The sequence below is a fragment of the Mesobacillus sp. LC4 genome (assembly GCF_053543455.1).
Genome location: NZ_JBGCUB010000001.1, coordinates 271,614 through 293,114, shown reverse-complemented (window position 1 = coordinate 293,114; position 21,501 = coordinate 271,614). Strand labels below are relative to the sequence as shown.

The 21,501-nt window shown below is 41.7% G+C and carries 21 protein-coding genes; 7 read left to right on the top strand and 14 right to left on the bottom strand.

Translation table 11 applies throughout. The annotated features are described in order from the left end of the window. Window positions 1–50: 50 nt before the first annotated feature. The 6 genes from pstA to AB5I83_RS01385 form a co-directional block, all read right to left on the bottom strand. A complete protein-coding gene (gene pstA / locus AB5I83_RS01410) occupies window positions 51–935 on the bottom strand; it encodes a phosphate ABC transporter permease PstA (RefSeq protein WP_448972288.1) in 885 nt (294 codons plus the stop codon). 1 nt (window position 936) lies between these two features. After that, on the bottom strand, window positions 937–1,911 hold the full coding sequence (gene pstC, locus AB5I83_RS01405; protein WP_448972286.1) for a phosphate ABC transporter permease subunit PstC: 975 nt from the start codon (window positions 1,909–1,911) through the stop codon (window positions 937–939). 113 nt (window positions 1,912–2,024) lie between these two features. Beyond that, the gene (locus tag AB5I83_RS01400) at window positions 2,025–2,978 is read right to left on the bottom strand and encodes a PstS family phosphate ABC transporter substrate-binding protein (RefSeq protein ID WP_226085351.1); all 954 of its coding nucleotides are present in this window, start codon (window positions 2,976–2,978) and stop codon (window positions 2,025–2,027) included. Between the two features lie 223 nt (window positions 2,979–3,201). Next, window positions 3,202–5,379, bottom strand: a complete 2,178-nt coding sequence (locus AB5I83_RS01395) for a peptidoglycan D,D-transpeptidase FtsI family protein (protein WP_448972284.1) — start codon at window positions 5,377–5,379, stop codon at window positions 3,202–3,204. A 139-nt stretch (window positions 5,380–5,518) separates the two neighbouring features. Then, a complete protein-coding gene (locus AB5I83_RS01390; RefSeq protein WP_448972282.1) occupies window positions 5,519–6,739 on the bottom strand; it encodes an MFS transporter in 1,221 nt (406 codons plus the stop codon). 143 nt (window positions 6,740–6,882) lie between these two features. Next, window positions 6,883–7,491, bottom strand: coding sequence for a superoxide dismutase (locus AB5I83_RS01385; protein WP_167831572.1), 609 nt, complete (start codon window positions 7,489–7,491; stop codon window positions 6,883–6,885). A 421-nt stretch (window positions 7,492–7,912) separates the two neighbouring features. On the opposite strand from AB5I83_RS01385, the gene AB5I83_RS01380 reads away from it, so the two are divergent. Beyond that, window positions 7,913–8,605 carry a Crp/Fnr family transcriptional regulator gene (locus tag AB5I83_RS01380; RefSeq protein ID WP_448972280.1) on the top strand — a complete coding sequence of 231 codons (693 nt, stop codon included), beginning with the start codon at window positions 7,913–7,915 and terminating at the stop codon, window positions 8,603–8,605. Window positions 8,606–9,342: 737 nt separating this feature from the next. Here the strand turns inward: AB5I83_RS01380 and AB5I83_RS01375 are convergent. Continuing rightward, the gene (locus tag AB5I83_RS01375) at window positions 9,343–9,822 is read right to left on the bottom strand and encodes a DUF456 domain-containing protein (protein ID WP_448972278.1); all 480 of its coding nucleotides are present in this window, start codon (window positions 9,820–9,822) and stop codon (window positions 9,343–9,345) included. Between the two features lie 63 nt (window positions 9,823–9,885). After that, on the bottom strand, window positions 9,886–11,517 hold the full coding sequence (locus AB5I83_RS01370) for a Na/Pi cotransporter family protein (protein ID WP_226085355.1): 1,632 nt from the start codon (window positions 11,515–11,517) through the stop codon (window positions 9,886–9,888). Window positions 11,518–11,736: 219 nt separating this feature from the next. On the opposite strand from AB5I83_RS01370, the gene AB5I83_RS01365 reads away from it, so the two are divergent. From AB5I83_RS01365 to ispG, 3 genes are all read left to right on the top strand, one after another. After that, on the top strand, window positions 11,737–12,513 hold the full coding sequence (locus AB5I83_RS01365) for a DUF1189 domain-containing protein (RefSeq protein WP_448972276.1): 777 nt from the start codon (window positions 11,737–11,739) through the stop codon (window positions 12,511–12,513). A gap of 215 nt (window positions 12,514–12,728) precedes the next feature. Beyond that, on the top strand, window positions 12,729–13,079 hold the full coding sequence (locus tag AB5I83_RS01360; protein ID WP_448972274.1) for a hypothetical protein: 351 nt from the start codon (window positions 12,729–12,731) through the stop codon (window positions 13,077–13,079). A 126-nt stretch (window positions 13,080–13,205) separates the two neighbouring features. Beyond that, window positions 13,206–14,294, top strand: a complete 1,089-nt coding sequence (gene ispG / locus AB5I83_RS01355; RefSeq protein WP_226087921.1) for a flavodoxin-dependent (E)-4-hydroxy-3-methylbut-2-enyl-diphosphate synthase — start codon at window positions 13,206–13,208, stop codon at window positions 14,292–14,294. 61 nt (window positions 14,295–14,355) lie between these two features. Here ispG and AB5I83_RS01350 read toward each other — a convergent pair whose 3' ends face one another. Continuing rightward, window positions 14,356–14,901 carry a DUF4190 domain-containing protein gene (locus tag AB5I83_RS01350; protein ID WP_413231353.1) on the bottom strand — a complete coding sequence of 182 codons (546 nt, stop codon included), beginning with the start codon at window positions 14,899–14,901 and terminating at the stop codon, window positions 14,356–14,358. A 160-nt stretch (window positions 14,902–15,061) separates the two neighbouring features. Here AB5I83_RS01350 and AB5I83_RS01345 point away from each other — a divergent pair, with 160 nt between their 5' ends. After that, window positions 15,062–15,631, top strand: coding sequence for a 5' nucleotidase, NT5C type (locus tag AB5I83_RS01345; protein WP_167831579.1), 570 nt, complete (start codon window positions 15,062–15,064; stop codon window positions 15,629–15,631). Window positions 15,632–15,678: 47 nt separating this feature from the next. On the opposite strand, the gene AB5I83_RS01340 is transcribed toward AB5I83_RS01345, so the two are convergent. From AB5I83_RS01340 to AB5I83_RS01330, 3 genes are read right to left on the bottom strand one after another with little or no spacing between them, the layout of a single operon-like run. Beyond that, window positions 15,679–16,092: a Fur family transcriptional regulator gene (locus AB5I83_RS01340; RefSeq protein ID WP_214778268.1), complete on the bottom strand. Its 414-nt coding sequence runs from the start codon at window positions 16,090–16,092 to the stop codon at window positions 15,679–15,681. Window positions 16,093–16,104: 12 nt separating this feature from the next. Then, on the bottom strand, window positions 16,105–16,947 hold the full coding sequence (locus AB5I83_RS01335; protein ID WP_226085359.1) for a metal ABC transporter permease: 843 nt from the start codon (window positions 16,945–16,947) through the stop codon (window positions 16,105–16,107). Next, complete coding sequence (locus tag AB5I83_RS01330; protein WP_448972270.1) at window positions 16,940–17,731, bottom strand: metal ABC transporter ATP-binding protein; 792 nt, start codon at window positions 17,729–17,731, stop codon at window positions 16,940–16,942. The genes AB5I83_RS01335 and AB5I83_RS01330 overlap by 8 nt, the downstream gene beginning before the upstream one ends. 145 nt (window positions 17,732–17,876) lie before the next feature. On the opposite strand from AB5I83_RS01330, the gene AB5I83_RS01325 reads away from it, so the two are divergent. Next, on the top strand, window positions 17,877–18,131 hold the full coding sequence (locus AB5I83_RS01325) for a DUF2624 domain-containing protein (RefSeq protein WP_102263613.1): 255 nt from the start codon (window positions 17,877–17,879) through the stop codon (window positions 18,129–18,131). Between the two features lie 236 nt (window positions 18,132–18,367). Here AB5I83_RS01325 and AB5I83_RS01320 read toward each other — a convergent pair whose 3' ends face one another. Next, complete coding sequence (locus tag AB5I83_RS01320; RefSeq protein ID WP_167831583.1) at window positions 18,368–19,258, bottom strand: deoxyribonuclease IV; 891 nt, start codon at window positions 19,256–19,258, stop codon at window positions 18,368–18,370. 22 nt (window positions 19,259–19,280) lie between these two features. Continuing rightward, window positions 19,281–20,597 (bottom strand): DEAD/DEAH box helicase, encoded by a 1,317-nt coding sequence (locus tag AB5I83_RS01315; protein WP_448972268.1) that lies wholly within the window; start codon window positions 20,595–20,597, stop codon window positions 19,281–19,283. 325 nt (window positions 20,598–20,922) lie between these two features. On the opposite strand from AB5I83_RS01315, the gene vrrA reads away from it, so the two are divergent. Further along, window positions 20,923–21,489 carry a VrrA/YqfQ family protein gene (vrrA, locus tag AB5I83_RS01310; RefSeq protein ID WP_448972266.1) on the top strand — a complete coding sequence of 189 codons (567 nt, stop codon included), beginning with the start codon at window positions 20,923–20,925 and terminating at the stop codon, window positions 21,487–21,489. Window positions 21,490–21,501 lie beyond the last annotated feature (12 nt).

Sequence of the window (21,501 nt, the reverse complement as noted above, 5' to 3'; positions counted from 1 at the left end):
GTAGCCTTTTCCTTATCTGTTACTAATGACATAAGTTCAATCCTCCCAGACTAATATCTCTTTTGGAATTTATTACGGATCAAAATGGCAATTGAGTTCATCACAAATAAAACGAGCAACAGAATGACAATCGTTGCAGCTGCCAGGTTGGCATATTCAGCAACAAGAGCTGAGTCAATTGTCCAGTAATAAATTTGCACTGGCAATATCGTGAATTTATCAAAGATTCCGTCTGGAATAGGTATTAACAGTGCAGGAATGCCTATAACGACAAGAGGTGCAGTTTCCCCGATTGCACGCGAGAGTGCAAGGATGACACCAGTAAGAATCCCAGGCAATGCAGCTGGCAAAACAACATTCTTGATTGTCTGCCATTTAGTCGCACCCATGCCAAAAGATGCTTCGCGGAGGAATTGAGGAACAGCCCGAATCGCTTCCTGGCTTGCCACAACCACGACAGGAAGGACAAGCAAAGCCATAGTCAATCCACCGGCCAGTACTACAGAACCTAAATCAAGAGTTCTTGCAAATACAGTCAATCCAAGGATCCCGAATACCACGGAAGGAACCCCTGCCAGATTAGAGATGTTCGTTTTAATAAAAGAAGAAATACGGCCTTTTGTTGCATATTCTTCAAGATATATCGCTGTTCCGATTCCAAGGAGCATTGTTACCGGAGCCACTACCACCATCAACCAAAGTGTCCCTGTGATCGCTCCCCATATACCGGCTCTTTCTGGGTCAGTTGATAGTCTATTCATCAGGAAATCCACGTTTACCCATGGTAAACCATCTTTTAAAACACGGTAGATTAAAACAACCAAAACAATCAGACCGAAAAGTGTGGCAAAAAAGAATAACCCTTTTGCAAGGTTATTTGCCAATAACCTGGAACCCATTTTTTTCTGGACTTGAGTTGAATCTACATATTTCATTTTAATATTCCTCCCTGAACTTGCGAGAGATATACTGAGCTACAAGGTTCATGATCAGCGTGAACACAAATAATGTCATCGCAACAGCATAAAGGCTGTAATACAGAGTTGTTCCAGCAGCTGCCTCGCCGCCAGTTACTTCTACAATATACGCCGTCATAGTCTGCATCGATTGTGTTACGTCGAAGGTGAAGTTCTTTGAACTGCCGCTAGCAATCGCAACAATCATCGTTTCGCCAATTGCCCTTGATATCCCGAGCACAAATGAGGCAATGATACCTGAAATAGCTGCCGGTATGACAACCTTCCATGTTACCTCAAGCTTAGTGGCACCTAGAGCCAATGCACCTTCTCTCATGGCATTCGGCACAGAACTCATTGCATCTTCCGATAAAGAGGCAACCATCGGAATGATCATGATTCCCATTACGATCCCTGGGCTCAATATATTTGTCGGTTCAAGACCGGGAATAAATGATCTTAGTAATGGTGTTACAAAAGTAAAAGCAAAGAAACCATAAACAATTGTCGGAATCCCTGCCAAAATTTCAAGGATCGGTTTCAATAATCTGCGAGTCTTCTCAGAAGCATACTCACTCAGGAAAATCGCTGTCATCAATCCAACCGGAATGGCTACAAGCATCGCAATTACCGTGGATATGAGTGTACCAGTAAGCAAAGGCAATACGCCAAATACAGCATTCTCACCGAGCGGCTTCAATTTAGTGCCTGTGAAGAAATCAATAAAGGGAACATCCTTAAAAAAAGCGATCGTCTCGGTCAATAATGTAAGTACAATTCCAATTGTCGTAAAAACGGATATTGCTGCAATACCAAATAGTATTTTAGGAATTAATTTTTCAGTTGTATTGGTGATGCTCTTGGTACTTTTCTTTTCCTGTATGAGTTCACGAACATTCAACTTCTGGCCGTGAGCTCGGACAACACTTTTTGCCACGTGAATAACCCCTTTCATTCTTCTCATCCAAGGAAGAATTTTCCTAATAGTACCCAAGGGAAAATAATATTACATATTCACACGCAAGAAGATGAGAAGGTTAGACCTCTCATCTTCTCGTGTGTCTGGCATTACTTCTTCATGCCATTCAATGTATCAAGAACAGCTTTTACATCTTCGTCAGATAATGGTGCAAAACCAGTTTCTTTTGCAACATCCTGTGCATTGTTCATTGTGTAAATAGCATAATCAAGTACTTGCGGTTTTTCTTTAGCATTGTTCACATTTAAATATGTGAAAACCGGACGAGTAAATGGAGCATAGTCACCATCTTCTTTGATAGTGTCCAAAGACGGCTCAACAGGGCCATTGCCGAAGTCGACTTTTACCGCAGAAAGCTTGTCTTGGTTGCTTTCATAATAACCATAACCGAAGAAACCAATTGCATTCTTATCCTTAGAAACAAGGTCAACTAGAGTTGAGTAGTCCTGCTGAAGATTAATGTCTTCTGGAAGATCCTGTTCTTCAAGGATTTTTTCAAACATGAATTCGTATGTTCCATGGTTTTCATTTGGACCATAGGTTTTTATTTCTTCATCCGGGAAGTCAGCACGGACATCAGACCATTTTTTCTTTCCAGCACTAGCAAGGAATATATCTTTAACTTCTTGTTCAGTAAGCTCAGTAGCCCAGTCATTATCTTTATTGATGACAATTGTAATACCATCAAGTGCAACTTTCATTTCCTGTACTTCAATACCAAGTTTTTCTGCTTCTGCTTTTTCTTCTTCCTTAATCTGGCGGGAAGCATCATTGAAGTCTGTTCCATCTTCTGCAAGGAACTTCTTGAAACCGGCCGATGTTCCGGAGCGGCTTACTTCAACAGAGACATTTTCTTGTTCTCCCATATAATTTTCTGCCATACGTGCCATGAATGGATAAACAGTACCAGAACCATCGATGACGACGCTGCCTTCTAGTTCTTCACCGTTTCCACCTTCATTATCTCCACCACCACAAGCTGCAGCAAATACCATAACAGCTGCCAGCATTAAAAACAGACTCATCTTTTTAAAACTTTTCATTCTTCAATTCCCCCTAAGAGATGTGAATGTATGTTATGTCCTACAGAAATAAGAATAACTTTATTTTTTTAACGTTGTTTTAACTGAATGTAAAGGTTTTGTAAATTCGGGTGTATTTTGTGTAATTCTGTCGATTTACATACAAAGGATTTTCCGGTTGCTGATAGTATGCCCAGCATGAATAAAAAAAACTGCCTCATCTGAGACAGTTTAAGAATAGGATTTATTGTTCTGTTTCCGCTTCGATTTCCTCTAAAAGCTCCGTTCCTTCTTCTTTTTCTTCAATTTCCTGGACTGGCTGTTCAGGATTCATGTTTCCTTCAAGTCGCTTCTTCTTCAGTTCGAAGTACGTATCAAGGACTCTCCGTCCGATATCATTGTTCGCATGATGACCCTGATTTCCTTCATACGCCCAAGGTACCATGACAGCCATGGCAATTTCCGGATTTTGATATGGGGCATACGCAACCAAACTCAAGTTCATTACTTCTGGTGGCAATTCATAATTCTTTCTCTTTGGCCCATCATAATAAGCTTGTGCTGTCCCCGTTTTGCCAGCCGGTTTGTAATCGGCCGTATAAAATGCTCCATAGGCTGTACCGCCACGCTCCTGCATAACCCTTCTGAAACCCTCCTGGACTCTGTCAAACCATTCTGGTTTGCCATCGACCTTATTCAGGATGACAGGTTCAAATTCATTCAAGACTGGTCCCACTTCATTATTTTTCATAACTGGCTCTCTGATTTCTTTGACGATCCTTGGCTGAAGTCTGTTGCCTCCATTTGCGATCGTTGAAACATATTGTGCCAGTTGAAGGTTTGTATACGTATCATACTGGCCAATGGCAAAGTCAAGCAAGAGACCAGGACCTGTATCTCCGCCCTTGAAACCGACCATTTCATTTGGCAGGTCTATACCTGTCCTTGTGCCAAGGCCAAATTGACTGAAATAATTCCTCATTGTGTCAAACGCTTGGGGCTCAAGGTACAAAGGCTGATCATATTTGTAATTTCCTTTTCCGATATTAATCGCCGTTCTGAACATGTATACGTTAGACGACACCTTTAGAGCATTGCGGTCATCAAGAGTACCCAGGCCTGCTTTCCATGATTTTTTTGGATTCGTGCCTGCAATTTTAATTGGTGTATCGTAAAACTGTGTACCCGGACTGATTGCCCCGGTATTGAATCCTGTTAAAATCGTTGCTCCTTTAACAGCTGACCCAACGTTGTAAGAAGTTGTAAAATTTCCGCTCGCAAAATCTTGCATGACCGTTTTTCCAGTATCTTCATCCCTAACGATCTGCTTTCCAGCAAGCGTTAAGACCTCACCTGTATTAGGGTCCATCAATACAACAAATGCCCTATCCAGAAGCCCAGTTCTAGGCTGCTGCTTCGCATTTGCCAATTCTTCTTCGATGATTTTCTCCACAGCGAGCTGAAGGTCCATATCGATCGTCAGCACAAGGTCTTTTCCTCGCTGTCCGTCAGTAATCACCTGTGTGTCAAGAACGTTTCCGCCTTTGTCCGTAATGTTTTTCACCTTTGCCTTCTGCCCGTGCAGCACATCCTCGTATTGCTGCTCGATATAGCTTAGACCCACTCTGTCGTTCCGGCTGTACCCTCGAGCCAGATAATACTCTAGCTTTTCTCTCGGAAGACCCTTCTCTGAGTCACTTACTTTCCCTAAAATGGATTTCAGCGTTTTATCATAGCTATATTGACGCTCCCAGTCCGTGGTTGTGTCGACGCCTGGCAGCATTTCGAGATTTTCACTGACTATAGCGAACTCCTCAGGTGTTACATCCTTCTTGACGATTTGCGGAGATAGTGCGTATCCGCTCATCATCTCACGTAGAATAGCGAGAATCTCCAGGTCATCCTTCGTTAGTTCATTCAACTCTTTTTCCGTTATCCGATCAAGCTGCAGATTATAAAGTGCTTTATCATCCAGTTTCTTTTCATCATACTCTGCCCATTCTTTTTCATTTATTTTTTCTTGGGCACGCTCTTCATTCCTTAAAATCCAGTAATCCTTTTTATCCCGTTCCCTGACCTTCTTTAAGTCATCCTCGGAATCCTTAGATATCAGTTTTGCAAGTCGTTCTGCGACCAGCAGCATCTCCTTTGTATCAGTGCTCTGGCTCTTTGTATACGTTATTGCCTTACTAGGCGTATTATCAACAATCGGCTTCATGTTCCGGTCATACATCTTCCCTCTAGGAACAGGATTGTTCACGGTCACATCTTCCGTCCGCTCTATTTCCCGTTTGAAATCCTCACCGTAAACAATTTGAACAATGCCAAGCCTTAAAATCAGCATTGAAAATAAAACAAATACCGCGAAAAAAACCATATTCAGCCTGAATGGAACATGTGTCTTTTTTTTCTTTTTGTTCAAGCCTCTCCCACCTCTTCAGTCTGTATGTCCCAAAATATGCACTATATATTATTTTATCGAATATGGATGTCTTTTACTATCAATAAACCGCGTCAGAAATATTTTCCATTAATAATAAAAAAACCGGGAGTCATCCCGGTTATGCTGGTGCCTTCAATTGGATTTTCCTGATAAAAAGGTAAATCAATGTATGGCCGCTCCCAAGAATGACAAGGAGGATCGGTATTGCCTGCTCTTCATTGAAGATACGGATCGAAGCCAGGAATAGTAATATAGAAGAAACCCGGCCAAGATTCAAAAATAACTCGCGGACAACTACATATTCGATTCTCATTTCAGCCGCCTTCCAGCCGCGCCCTATAACGTCATAAGTCATTGAAACATACGGGACGAGAAGCAATGGATAAGCAACTGCAATCAGAGCCGCATACAGCAACAGCCGGAAATATGTGACCTGGAAAACAATCAGGAATATGGCGAGGAAAAGAAGGATTCCTCCCACAAGGATTGCTTTTTTTCTGTATTCCTTTTTCAACATTCTTGAGACAAAATAATAGGCAAGAAATGAAATCCCCGAATTGATCAGTCCATAAGTACCCAACGCCATCTCACTGTCAGTGGCAATGAAAACAAAAACCGATACAATGAAAACAAATACTCCCTCTCTCAGGCCTTGGAAAAAATGAGCATTTGTAACCATTCGCCAATTTTTATCATGTTTTCTTTCTGCTATGATTCGCTGGAACCAATACTTCCCGTGTGCTGGTCTGCGTTTCAGGAAGAAACTAAGCAATACAGCGATTGAAAACAGTCCCAATGAAAGTCCGAATACTACTGTATAGCCGGTCAATTTTTCAAGCCTGGAGATAATGAATCCTGCAGCTACTGGTCCAATCATCCCTCCGACTGAACCGAGGATTCCCAGAAAACCATTAAAGAAATCTCGTGTTTCCGGTTCAGTAATTTCAAAAGTAAGGACATTGTAGGCTAACCAATAGAAACCATATCCTATACCGAGCAGCACACCTAATAGCAGCAAAAATTCAGAAGCTTTGGTGCCAACAAGCAAAACTGTTACATAAAACAACGCCAGAAAAATGACACCGATTCGAAGTACTATCACCCTGTCGACTTTCTTAGCCCACCTTCCAGCAAGTATAAAAGTGAGCGGCTGGGCTACAACAATTGATAAATTATACATTGCGAGATCAGCCAGTTCACCTGATTGCTTCCATAAATAAATGTTAACAAAGGTATTCGAAAGGGCAATGCTCAATGAGTACAATCCCCCAATAATCAATAGGAGCGCTAAATCCTTTGTCAGTTCAATGTCTCCTAATAATTTGTTTACTTTGCTCATGATCGACTCCCCTTTTCTCTTGGGTAGTTTCTAACAAAGTAAAGGGGGTTATTCAGTTTTTCCCGACAGTCTTTAAGGACCGTAAAAGGGCATGAAAAAGAGAGGCTGCATCAAATTACCAGCCTCTCTAATATCAACGATTATTATTTTGCAGAAGCGTAACGCTTGCTAACTTCTTCCCAGTTAACAACGTTCCAGAATGCACCAATGTATTCAGGTCTTCTGTTTTGGTAGTTCAGGTAGTATGCATGCTCCCAAACATCAAGTCCAAGGATTGGAGTCTTGCCTTCCATTAATGGAGAGTCCTGGTTTGGAGTGCTAGTCACTTCAAGCTCACCGTTGTTAACAACAAGCCAAGCCCAGCCTGATCCGAAGCGAGTAGTTGCAGCTTTAGAGAATTCCTCTTTGAAGCCTTCGAAGCCGCCAAACTTAGAGTTGATTGCTTCTGCTAATTCTCCAGCAGGCTCGCCGCCTCCGTTTGGAGAAATCACTTGCCAGAATAGAGAGTGGTTCGCATGTCCGCCGCCATTGTTGCGAACTGCAGTGCGTGCTGCTTCAGGAACCGCATCAAGGTTTGAAACAACTTCTTCAACAGACTTAGAAAGAAGCTCTTCGTTTCCTTCCAAAGCGTTGTTAAGGTTTGTAACATAAGTGTTGTGGTGCTTCGTGTGGTGAATATTCATTGTTTCTTTGTCGATGTGTGGCTCAAGTGCATCATATGCGTAAGGTAATTGTGGTAATTCAAATGCCATTTTTAACATCCTCCTATGTATCGTTTTCACTTTCCGAACAAATCTATCTTACAATTCAGTAATTAGAATTGTTCTAAAAGTGCTTCTAGTTTAGATTACCAAAGAACGGTAATCGTTTCAAATAAAATGCTTTATAGAACGAGTTTAATATCCCCTTTTCTTCGAAGATTATGCCTTTTATTTTCATTAGCATCATAATTATTGAAAATGTGTTCTTTAAATGGATCCGTACCAGTGATCAAATCCTCTTTCCCATTAAAGTTTCAGAAAATCGTCAATATTGCCAGAAAGCCGTCCTGTCAACGATATAAGTCGCATCCCAAGGATTAAACTTACATTTATTACCAATACACCATTGACACAGTAACAACAATTCTTTTAAATCAAAAGTATAGAAAGGCTTAATAAGGAGACGACCTTGATGGACAAAAACATATCATTATACAGCTTAATTTTGCAGAACTTCATCGACCGGGAAACAATCCAAAAAATCAAGCCAGACACGATGCTTTTTCAGGAGGATGAACATGTAGAGAATGTTTATGTCATCTTGAGCGGAAGCGTTTCGGTTGGACGTATCCATATGAAAGGAAAGGAATTCATCCTCAAAATCCTGAATGGCGAAGAAATGATCATAGAGTATGAGTTGTTCAAACACAATCCACGTTATCATTTTTCTGCAAAGACACTAACAGAATGCGAAATCCTCATGATAAAAAGGGAGCAATTCGAGGAATTCATCATCAATGATAGGACCGCTATGAACGCCATGGTCAATTGGCTCAGTACCAGGTATCTCAAAGCTCAGATGAAATGCCAGGACCTGATCATGAATGGTAAAAAAGGCGGTTTATATTCCATTCTGATAAGACTGTGCAACAGTTATGGCGTGATGACAGACGAAGGCATCCTGATTGATTTGCCCCTCACCCATCAGGAGCTGGCGAACCTCACATATGGAACACGCGAAGTGATTCAAAGGATGCTCAAGGAATTACGCGAAAAAGACATCATCGCTTACGATCAGCTTAAATTCACAGTGAAAAACCTCGCCTATTTAAAAAGAGAAGTCGATTGCCAGAACTGCTCCTTCGAAATTTGCGGGCTTAATTAATCAACCGTGCTAATAATGCCCATATGGAAACAGAAACACTCAGAAAGGGTTTTATCCTCTTAAAGGAGCCCTTATGGACATCGACAATTCGTTATAATGATACGATTCGCTCTGAATTGTTACCTTATGGGATGCGATACTGCCGCATAAGGGTACGATTAGCTTTGAATTGTTACCTTATAAGATGCGATACTGCCACATAAGGGTACGATTCGCTCTGAATTGTTACCTTATGGGATGCGATACTGCCGCATAAGGGTACGATTCGCTCTGAATTGTTACCTTATGGGATGCGATACTGCCGCATAAGGATACGATTCGCTCTGAATTGTTACCTTATAAGATGCGATACTGCCGCATAAGGGTACAATTCGCTTTGAATTGTTTCCTTATAAGATGCGATACTGTCGCATAAGGGTACGATTCGCTCTGAATTGTTACCTTATAAGATGCGATACTGCCGCATAAGGGTACGATTCGCTTTGAATTGTTACTTTATAAGATGCGATACTGCCGCATAAGGGTACGATTCGCTCTGAATTGTTACCTTATAGGATGCGATGCTGCACATAAGGGTACAATTCGCTTTGAATTGTTTCCTTATGGGATGCGATTCTGTCGCATAAGGATACGATTATGAAGGTTCTTCCTTCTGCATCTCAAATAAATGTAAATACCCTTAAGGACGAAACTGCCGTCCATATAAAAAAATCGTGCTGCACACCAGCACGATTTTTTTATATAAGTATGAAGAAATAAACAATCATGATGGTCATGATGATTCCTTTTGTCACCACACTGCTGACAAAACCAACGACAGAACCGAAGCCAACCTTAATCGCTTCATTCAGGTTCTTTTTATTAACGAGCAGTTCCGCAAGTGCCGCTCCCAAAAATGGACCAACCAGGATTCCGAGGATCGGAATGACAAAGGGACCGACTAGCAAACCAATTGTGCTTCCCCACATGCCCGCTTTGCTCCCGCCATATTTTTTTACCCCTATAATATTAGCAACATAATCAGCTCCAAATAACAAAGCAACAAAGAGTCCCTGAATGGACCAAAATAACCAGTTAAAAGGCTCAAATGAAAAAAACAAGCCGTAAAGGATGAAGCCGCCTAACATTAAAAGGACACCAGGCAAGATTGGCACGACCAAACTTGCAAAAGCTCCAACGAATAACACTCCAATGATTATCCAATAAATATATTCCATTCATTCCATCCTTTTTGATTGTGAAATAAAATAAGCAAAGGTTTCCCTTTGCTTATTTTACCACTATTTCTGTTCGCCTAAAACGTATTCAGCGATGTTTACTGCATGGTCACCGATTCGCTCCAGGTTGCTGATGATGTCTACGAATACGATTCCAGCCTGTCCTGTACACTGACCTTCGTTCATGCGAAGGATATGCTGCTTTCTAAGCGTACGTTCCATTCTGTCAATCTCATCTTCTTTTGTGACTACTGCTTTGGCAGCTTCCGGACTCTTTTGGTCCAATGCCTGAAGCGCTTCTTCCACAGTACTAACAGTCAGGTTGAACATCACTTCCAGGTCTTCCATAGCCGTATCGGTCATCTTCACTTTATTGGCTTGCTGATACTCAATCAGTTCTACAATATTCTCGAAATGATCTCCGATTCTTTCAATATCTCGAACTGTGTCCATCAGCATACTATGCTCTTCTGATTCATGCTCTGATAAAGAGCTTGTTGACAAATCTACAAGATAATCTGTAATTTTCCTATCAAGATTATTGATCGCTTCTTCCAGCTGCAAAGCATTATTAGAATGCTTTGTATTTTTTGTTTTTAGGAATTCATTCGTTTCTTCTAGTCCTTTTAACGCAAACTTACCCATGCGCAGGACTTCTTCCTTGGCCTGCCCAAGAGCAATAGATGGAGATTGCTCAATAAAAACAGGATCAAGATGCTGAGCCTTATAGTCAACGATTGAATCCTCACCAGGAATAAGCTTCGTTACAATCAATGCAAGTGCTGCAACAAAAGGCAGCTGGATCAGCGTATTAGTTGTATTGAAAAGCCCATGAGCAAATGCTATGGTCATTTCTGGATTCAAAGAAAGATTGTCTCTTAGAATCTCTATTATAAAAGTAAAGGGCTTTAAAAGAATTAAAAACAGTGTCGTACCGATCAAGTTAAATAACACATGAGTTGCAGCTGCTCTTTTTGCTGCTACAGAAGTACCAATTGCTGCAAGTACAGCAGTAATCGTCGTTCCAACGTTATCACCAAATAAAACTGGCAGAGCTCCATCAAGGTTAATCAGGTTTTCAGCATGCAATCCCTGAAGAATACCAATCGTCGCACTTGAACTTTGCACGATTACAGTGAAAACTGTACCGATTACAACTCCCAAGAATGGATTAGAGCTGAGTTCGACTGTCAAATCATGGAATGATTCGAGACTTCGAAGCGGCTTCATTCCTCCGCTCATCAACTCGAGACCATAAAATAAGGCACCAAAACCGAAAACGATTTGTCCGATATTATGTACCTTCTTACTTTTAAAGAAGAACAAAAGGATAGAACCAACGGCAATGATTGGCAACGCATACTCACCCACATCAATACCAATAATAAACGCGGTAATAGTCGTTCCGATGTTTGCGCCCATGATGACCCCAATCGCCTGGCGCAGTGTCATGAAACCTGCACTAACAAGTCCTACAGTTATGACCGTCGTGGCAGAACTGCTCTGGACCAATACAGTAACAATAAGCCCAGCTAAAACACCCATGACGGGGTTTGTTGTAAAGCGGTCCAGGACATCACGCAATCGATCCCCCGCTGACTTCTGCAAACCATCACCCATGAATTTAATGCCGTATAAAAAGATACCAAGTCCACCAAAGAACTCAAACAGCATTTCTTGTAAATTCAATTCCATTTTTTCAACCCCTAGATTTATTTCGACAAACATCTACAAACATGATTATTATGAAGGAAATATTAATGAAAAGTAAACTATTTAAGCAGCGAATTTACAATACCTTAACATTTCCTCCTTATGTTACAGAAATGTTACAAAGCAATTTTAAAATGGTTGTTATTCAACTGCTTCAAAAGCTAAAATAGGGAGTGTATCTCTATTAAAGGACGTGTAACTATGAATATCTTCACACAAATCGCAAAAAGCATGTATTCCCCTAAGGTAATAGCGGACGCAAGATTTCAGGGAATAGGCAAAACTATCTTATTCGTCTTCTTGCTTACACTTATTTCTATCTTGCCAGTTGTCTATTATATGTTTGCGGGTATCTCAGAAGCTGTAGGCACGGTAAAGCAATCGATCCAAAAAGACCTTCCCTCCTTCACAATTGAAGAGGGTGTACTGCAATCCGACATAAAAGCACCTTTAACCATCAAAAATGGAAGTTTCACGTTAATTTTTGATCCAACCGGCGCGATTGATCAAGGAGAGCTGACTGGAATGGATGCGAATGTTGCCATGCTTCAGGAAGAAATCGTTCTTGCTGCCGGTGGAGAAACCAATGCTGTTCCTTACTCTCTGTTCTCTAGTGAAACGATGACAAAGGATGACCTCATTTCACTTGTCGACACCGCTGAATCTTCACTTCCCGTGTTGCTGGTCCTATTGTTTATTGTCGTCTATGTTTTTTCAAGCGGGATGAAATTCATTGAGGTGTCTCTACTAGCCCTTTTTGGACTTCTTTTAAAAAATCTCGCTGGCAGAAAGCTGCAATACAGACATTTATGGAGAATGGCCGCATATAGTACAGCACTCCCTACTATATTTTTTACGATCATGGCATTTTTAAAAACAGAAGTGCCCTTCAGTTTCTCAGTCAATTGGTTTGTAGCTTCAATGATGCTGCTTTTAGCCATTAAAGAACTGCGTGCAATTGACCCTAAGGAAAGTTAAAAATGCGCCTCTGGCGTATTTTTTTTGCCTTATCCTATGGTTTTCTTTCTTTCTGCCCCTTTATTCATTTTCTTAAACAAATGAAGTCTCTCAATTAGAATGCATCCTACTTATTCAATTCTTTTTTTAAAACTTTCATTTTTTCTATCAAATTGGTTCTTAACTCTATTCCACCCGCATAAATAATGATATAAGCATTAAAGGAGGAAGGTCCCATGAAAAAACTGGCAAGTTTATTTCTTTTCTTGATCTTAGCTTACGCAGTCTACAATGATTTGAGCATAGGGACCCTTCCAGCGGCAAAAATGCAGGAACCTGAAATGGCGACAAAACATAAGGCAGAGAAAGCAGAAGTACAAAGTTCACAAGAAACTCCATTTTTCGAGCATGAAGTACTTCCTGGTGATACAGTACTATCAGTCATTGACAGATATTTAGAAAGTCCACTTGACGTTCCTGTCTCACAAGCGGTGGAGGACTTCAAAAAGTTGAACAATGGAACAGATCCCCAAAAGATCAAGTTCGGAAACACCTATAAATTCCCGGACTACAGCAGCCAAAATTAGCAAAGGCTAACAATTGAAGTCTTTCCTTGTCAATTTGAGCAAAGAATTGATAAAATGGGGTTATGCAACTTTAGGAACATTTTCATGAATTCCATTTTTCAAAGGAGCGAATCACTGTTGAGTGAAATTATACATCGTACCAAAACCCGCCCAATTAAGGTAGGGAATTTAACCATTGGAGGCAACAATGAAGTTGTCATCCAGAGTATGACGACAACCAAGACGCATGATGTCGAAGCGACCGTTGCTGAAATCATGCGCCTTGAAGAAGCGGGCTGCCAGATCGTCCGCGTGGCCTGTCCAGATGAAAGAGCAGCCAATGCCATATCAGAAATCAAAAAAAGAATTAACATACCTCTTGTTGTAGATATCCATTTTGATTACCGTCTTGCACTTAAAGCAATTGAAGGCGGAGCTGATAAAATCAGGATCAACCCGGGAAATATCGGCAAGCGAGAGAAGGTAGAGGCTGTCGTAAAAGCTGCAAAAGAACGCGGTATCCCGATCAGAATCGGTGTTAATGCGGGCTCTCTTGAAAGAAGGATCCTCGAAAAATATGGCTACCCTACAGCGGATGGCATGGTAGAGAGTGCTTTGCACCATATTAAAATCCTTGAGGATCTTGACTTCCACAATATCATCGTCTCAATGAAGGCTTCTGATGTAAACCTGGCGATTGAAGCATATGAGAAAGCAGCAAAGGCTTTTGATTATCCGCTTCATCTTGGGATCACGGAATCAGGGACTTTATTTGCAGGTACTGTGAAAAGTGCTGCTGGCCTTGGAGCGATTCTCAGCAAGGGAATCGGAAACACTGTCAGGGTATCTTTAAGCGCCGATCCAGTGGAGGAAGTAAAAGTTGCGAGAGAATTGTTAAAGTCATTTGGCCTTGCAGCCAATGCTGCAACATTGATTTCATGCCCAACATGCGGACGGATTGAAATCGATCTAATCAGCATCGCCAACGAGGTGGAAGAGTACATCTCAAAGATTAAGGCACCGATCAAGGTCGCTGTCCTTGGATGTGCTGTTAACGGCCCTGGAGAAGCACGTGAAGCTGATATCGGCATTGCAGGGGCAAGAGGCGAAGGACTTCTTTTCAGAAAAGGAGAGATTGTCCGTAAAGTGCCTGAAGAAACAATGGTTGAAGAACTTAAGAAAGAAATCGATAAAATTGCTGAAGAAAAGATTCGTGAAGCTGCTCTTCAGCAATAACCAATCAAAATGCCCGGGAAATGATTCCCGGGCATTTTTTGTTGGCAATCTTATATCACCGTCAGAAGAACGGCAGGATAAAGATACCGACTAAGATTGAGATTGTCCCAATCCCTATGGCCCAGCTTCCGATAGCGGATCCTCTTCTGCGAGCCATGAAACCAAGGACAATCCCTGCTGCTCCAAAAAGAACAGGTAAAATAAACAGCGACAAGATCGATAGAGCAAGAGCTGAGTAAGCAAGCCCTCGTCCTCCAGTTGTACTTTCCTCTTCTGACCTTCTGTTAATCGCAGGTGGGGCAGGAGCAGCAATTTCTGCCGCTGTTTCTTCCTGGTACTGTCCAGGACGGGCAATTGCTGTCATCTCCTGATAGTACTCATCACGTCCAGGTCCAGCGATTGCCGTCATTTCCTGATAGTGTTCATCACGTTCAGGTCCGGCTATCGCAGTCATTTCCTGGTAATGTTCATCACGTGCAGGAGCATACAGTTCTGTTGCTGTTTCTTCCTGGTATATTTCATCACGCGCATCCCTGATCGTGATGACATCCTGCTTAGGTTCAGTGATATATTCGGTACCTCTCTGTTTTCGTTCTTGGTCTGCCACTTTAATCCCTCGCTTTCTTAAGTGGAGCATTTATTATTGTTTACGAGCAGAGAGGATTTCATCATGGCAATGTTTGACTAAATCTTGAGAAAGTAAATCTTTTGTGGACTATCCATATTTGGTAAGATGAAAGAAAGAAGAATGTTTAAGGAGAAGATGGATGAAAAAACGTTTCGGCATAGATATTGACGGTACAGTCACTTGTCCCACTACATTTGTACCTTATTTAAATGAAGGATTCGATTTGAATATTACACTGGATGATATCAAGCAATATGATTTTATGCCCTTGGTATCGGTTTCCGAAAAAGAATTCGCAGCCTGGTTTAAAAAAATGGAACCTGTCATTTATTCTAAATCTCCTTTAGCAGAAGGAGCCAAGGATATTCTAAAGAGCTGGGAGAATGAGCACGAACTATATTTTATCAGTGCAAGAGGCAGACATTTACTCGACCTGACGAAAGAATGGTTCTCCGTAAATGAACTTAAATATCATGACATCCACCTGATTGGCTCACATGATAAAATCGAGGCAGCCCGCAAATACGATGTGGATATATTTTTCGAAGATAAACATGATAATGCAGTAAACCTCCATGAAGAACTGAGTATCCCGGTGATTCTTTTCAACACTCCTTATAACCAGGAACCGATTCCTGATGGAGTGATTCGTGTCAACAATTGGCAGGAAGCGAATGAATGGGTAGAAAATTGGCACAAAAATAGTTAAAACGGCCATTTGCATGGCCGTTTTTTTATTTTTTTCTTCATTATAAGTTATTGGACGCAATCAGGGCATCGACCATATATTTCGAACTTATGTCCCGATATATCATAGCCTTTGAAGCTTGCTTCGATATTCCTCATCGGACAGGTCTCAATTTCCTTCGTTTTCCCGCAGTCAAGACAAATGAAGTGATGATGATGCTCTTTGTGAGAGCAGGTGAAGCGGAAATGCTTTTCACCAGATAGCTCTGTCATTTCAAGAATCCCCAATTCAGCAAATACGCTCAAATTGCGGTAGATGGTATCGAAGCTCAGGCCTGGGTAATTTCCCTTCATCTGTTCAAGTACATCACGAGCAGTCAAATATTTGTCATTATCAGAGAACAGCTGGAGCATATCCTCACGTTTACCGGTATGTTTGTATCCCTGTTCCTTCAACAGGTTCATTGCTTCATTCACATTCATGAAATCACCCCGTTAGATGGATCTTGTTGCTGCACGTTTTTTTAGCCAAATCGCCAGCACAAGGATGAGTACTGCTATCATAACAATCGTTCCGCCTGGAGCAAGGTCCAGATAATAGGACAGGAATAAACCGCCCAATACTGATACCTCACCAAATAGGATGGAATAGAAGATGGTTTGCTTGAAGCCTTTCGCGAAACGGATGCTCGCAGCAACTGGCAGAGTCATCAGGGAAGAGACCAGCAAGATACCCACGATTCTCATTGATGCTGCGATCACCAATGCCACCATAACAATGAAGATAAAGTGGAGCGTCTTTGCGGCAATACCCGTCGCCCTAGCATATTCCTCATCAAATGATAATAGGAAAAGTTCTTTATACAATAAAACAACAAGCGCTATGACCAGGATGCTGATAATGAGGATAGTCCATAGGTCAGCCCTGCTTACCGCGCTCACGCTTCCGAATAAATAACTGAACAAATCTGTATTGAAGCCATCAGCCAGCGAAATGAAAATGACCCCAAGTCCGATTCCCCCTGAAAGGATGATAGGAATCGCGAGTTCCTGGTAATGTTTATAGACAGTACGCAGCTTTTCGATGAACAATGAGCCTCCAACTGAAAAAGCCATTCCCATGTAAAGAGGATTCAACCCACTGAAAATCAAGAATTTTTTCTCGAGCAGCAGACTCGCCGCAATCCCCGCCAGTGTCACATGACTGAGGGCATCCGCTATAAGAGAAAGTCTTCTGACGACGATAAAAACACCGAGAAGCGGAGCAATAACGCCAATGATCATACCAGTCAAAAAAGCATTCTGCAAGAATTCATATTGCAACAGTCCGCTAATCATGAAGGTGCCCTCCTTCGTGATGGTGATGATCGTGTGTCAAGACATGGACATCATGTCCATAAATCTCTGAAACATCATTGAGCTTCATTTGTTCAAATTCCTCGGCACTTCCATGGAAATGCATGTTTTTATTCAGGCAGGCAACATTCGTGACTTTTTCTGAAATCGTACCAATATCGTGAGTGACCAAAAGTAAAGTGATCCCTTTCTCTTTATTAAGCGTTTCGAGCATTTCATAAAAAGAGTTGACGTTTTGAACGTCCACACCTACTGTTGGTTCATCTAAAATCAGGAGTTCAGGCTCACTGACCAAAGCCCTTGCGATGAAAATCCGTTGCTGTTGGCCACCAGAAAGCTCTCCAATATTCCTGTCGAGAAATTTCCCCATCCCGACCGACTCGATAGCATGCTTTATTTTTGCATGATCACTTTTCTTTAAAAAGTTGAAAAGGCCTAGCTTCTTCGTCAGCCCACTGGCCACGACCTCAAATACAGTAGCAGGGAAGCCTGTGTTGAAAGAATTTGCCTTCTGAGAAACGAAGCCAATTTTATGCTGTTCCTTAAATTTGCTAATATCATGTCCAAACAGGGAGATAGAACCTTTCTGTGGCTTGATCAATCCCAGCATCAGCTTAAGCAATGTCGACTTGCCTGAGCCATTGGGTCCGACAATCGCTAAAAAGCTTCCCTTTTGAATAGACAGATTTATATTTTCAAGAACATTTTCTTTATCATATCTATAATAAAGATCCTGCACCTGGACGATGTATTTATTAGAGTCCATTTTTTATCACCCGAAAAATAAGAATCATTCCGATTTACCTTTAGTAGTATATCTCTTACAGACCATATTGTAAACAAAATAACTCGAGAAAATTGTCACGAATCCAGAACTGGGCACATACCCTACTATGAAGGAGTGATGATCTTTGGCTATATTTGAAAATATCATTAATCACAAAATAGGCAACATTACGGCTGATGAACTGCTGAAATACGCAAAACAATTCAACATCTCCATTACCAGGCCACAAGCAGAGAAAATCGCCGGATACTTAAAAGGCAAAAAAGTGAACATCTTTATTGATTCAGAAAGAACTGCCCTTATCAAACAAATTGCCAGAATCACCAGCCCTGAAACAGCAAAAGAAGTCAACAAACTTTTTGTTAAATTCACTAAATAAGACATGTGTCCGTCATCACCCTTATGACGGACACTTTTTCCTTTTGCGCGACCGTTTTTGTCCGTCATCACCCTTATGATGGACACTTTTTCCTTTTGCCGGCCTGTTTTTGTCCTTCATCACCCTATGTTGATGTTTGCATTATTACCAGACATGTTAATTTATTGCGCATCCATTTATAAAACAAAATAAAGCTGTGGAATGCTTGTTCCACAGCTTTAATTTCATTTATATGATTAACTATTCTTGATAAGTTCAAGCAAGTTCTCATCAAATTGTTTGTTTCTCAGCATGTCAATTTCATGCTTGTAAGGCGCTTTCTTATTGTTTTTGTCCTCACCAACATAAGGGGTTTCGAGAATTTTAGGTACATGTGCCAATTGCGGATGGTGGACAATGTAGTTTAACGCGTCAAATCCGATATGGCCAAATCCGATATTCTCATGACGGTCCTTCCTCATCCCGACTTCATTTTTGCTGTCATTGATGTGAAGCACTTTTAATCGATCCAGACCGACGATCTTATCGAATTCATTCAGGACACCATCAAAATCTTCAACGATTGGATAACCGGCATCATGTGTATGGCAAGTATCGAAGCAGACAGACAGCTTGTCATTATGGGTGACGCCTTCCATGATCATCGCAAGTTCTTCAAAGGATTTTCCACACTCCGAACCTTTTCCGGCCATCGTTTCAAGTGCGATTTGAACCTTATCATCGCTTGTCAGAACCTCATTGAGTCCTTCAATGATTTTTTTTATGCCCTCTTCTGTGCCAGCCCCAACATGTGCACCTGGATGGAGCACGATTTGCCTAGCCCCGATTGCTTCTGTGCGATCGATTTCGCTCCGTAGGAATCTTACTCCTAAATCAAAGGTATCAGGATTCTGTGTGTTCCCAATGTTGATGATATAAGGAGCATGTACGACAATTTCATGAATGCCGTTCTGCTCCATATGCAGGCGGCCTGCTTCTATATTCAGGTCCTCGATTTTTTTTCTTCTTGTATTCTGAGGTGCCCCTGTATAGATCATGAAGGTATTTGCTCCATAAGAGACAGCTTCCTCGCTTGCTGCCAGCAGCATTTTTTTTCCGCTCATGGAAACGTGTGAGCCAATTAACATCTTGATCTCTCCCTAACGTCCATTATTTATTTCTTTTTTGGATACGGCTTTCACGCTTTTTAATCTTATCCATTTCGTATTTCATTTTCTTTTTATAGCCTGGCTTTACTTTTTTAGGCTTGGAAACGAGCGACTTCGCCTTTGCTTCGCCTGCAGTTTCCTTCTTCTTTCTGTTCAGGCGTCTGTTCCGCTCTTCGATTTCGGTGAACTCACCTTTTTTCAAATCGATATTTTTAAAATCGATGCCCATTTTTTCGAGACGCACCAATGCATCTTCATCACTCTGCTCATAAATTGTGAGAGCAATTCCTGAGGAACCTGCTCGTGCAGTCCTTCCTACCCTGTGGATATAAAAATCAAGATCAGTCGGCAGCTCATAGTTGATCACATGGCTGATTCCCTGGATATCGATTCCTCTGGCGGCCAGGTCAGTCGCCACAAGATATTGGAACTCCAGGTCCTTGATTTGCTTCATGACGCGTTTACGTTCACGCGGGCTCAGGTCTCCATGGATACGGCCGACCTTCAGTCCTTTTTGAATCAGACCATCAGCAATCTCATCAGCTTTTTTCTTCGTATTGGCAAACACAATTCCTAGATAAGGGTTGAATGCCAGAAGAGCTGAGTGGACTAGCCCGATTTTATCCCGATGCCTAGCAGGCAGAAGGATATGTTCTATTTTCTCTGCAGTAGCCTGTTTCGGATCGACTTGAACATATTTCGGATTTTCCATATACTTTTTCAAAAATGGTTTTAATTTCTCAGGGATCGTCGCTGAAAAAACAAGCATTTGGATTTTTTCAGGCATGCGGGATGCAAACTGGTCAATGTCCTCGATGAATCCCATATCAAGCATCAAATCTGCTTCATCAACAATTAGAATATTGGCTGTATGGACGAACAAGGCGTTTTCCTGCACCAGGTCATTGATCCTTCCTGGTGTGCCTATAACGATTTGCGGCTGTGTCTTAAGCTTTTCAATTGTTCTTTGCTTGTCCGTTCCGCCAATATAGCAGCGGGCAGTAATCTGTTCGCCTTCCGGAGCGTGTTCAGCGATTTTTAAGACTTCATGGTAGATCTGATTTGCAAGTTCACGTGTTGGAGCAGTGATCACTGCCTGAACTTCATTTCGGGAAGGATCTAGCTTGTCCATGATCGGAAGTACATAGGCATGCGTCTTTCCAGTTCCTGTCTGCGATTGACCGATTGCGCTATCGCCTTTCAGCACAGTCGGGATCAGACGTTCCTGGATCTCAGTCGGCTCGTAAAAGCCTAGTTTATTGATTGCATCTATAATGAACGGCTTCAGTTCATAACGTTTAAATTTTGTTTCACTCATTGAAAATCTCCTTCTTTTACCCTGTCCCGCCAATGTATCCGGGAGTACAGCTTGTTCCGAAAGCTGTTCTTTTTCAGGTTCATCCTGTAATTATAATAAAGATTGCAGAAAATCTCCAATCAGTACTATCTTAACCTTTCCTATAAAAAAAACAAACCTGTTGGCAGCAGACTTTTTTTCTTTAAACCATTCCTGACTTTTTGCATACGCTAATAGGAGATGAAATATAGGGAAAGGAGGGGTCACGATGCTTCAAGGACCCCGTATGAATATGCGCGGAATGCAAAATCGCTTTCAGGGCCCCCGCATGATGGGAGGCCCGCGAATGGGTCAGCAACAGATGTATTCGAACCCATTCGGCCCTGGTCCTGGTCCCATGATGCCACAGGGCCAGATACCGCGGATGGCGGGCAGGAATCAGCGTGCAAGGCAAGGCGGCGGACTGCTTTCAAAAATACTCGGAAAAGGAAATAACCAGCGGAATGGTGCCGCAGGTTTGTTATCAGGGGGAAATCCAGCAACACGGGGGGCAGCATCCGGCGGTGGAATCCTTAAATCGCTCGCTGATCCATCTGCGTTGAATGGGTTTCTCACCAACACTCAAAAAGTTCTTAGCACAGCACAGCAATTCGGACCGATGATTCAGCAATACGGTCCACTTGTCCGAAATCTGCCTTCGATGTGGAAGTTGTACAGAGGATTGAAAGACCTCCCAGATGCTGATGAACAAACGCCTGAAACAGAAACGGCTGAAACAGAGACGAATGAAAAGGTTGAAAGAAAGAAAAAACCACAAAAATCCAAAAAGAATGGTTCTAGTTCCCCAACACACCAAAAGCCTATAAAAAAACAAAGCAATAACTCAGGTTCTTCTCCAAAATTGTTCATATAAATCAGTAAATAG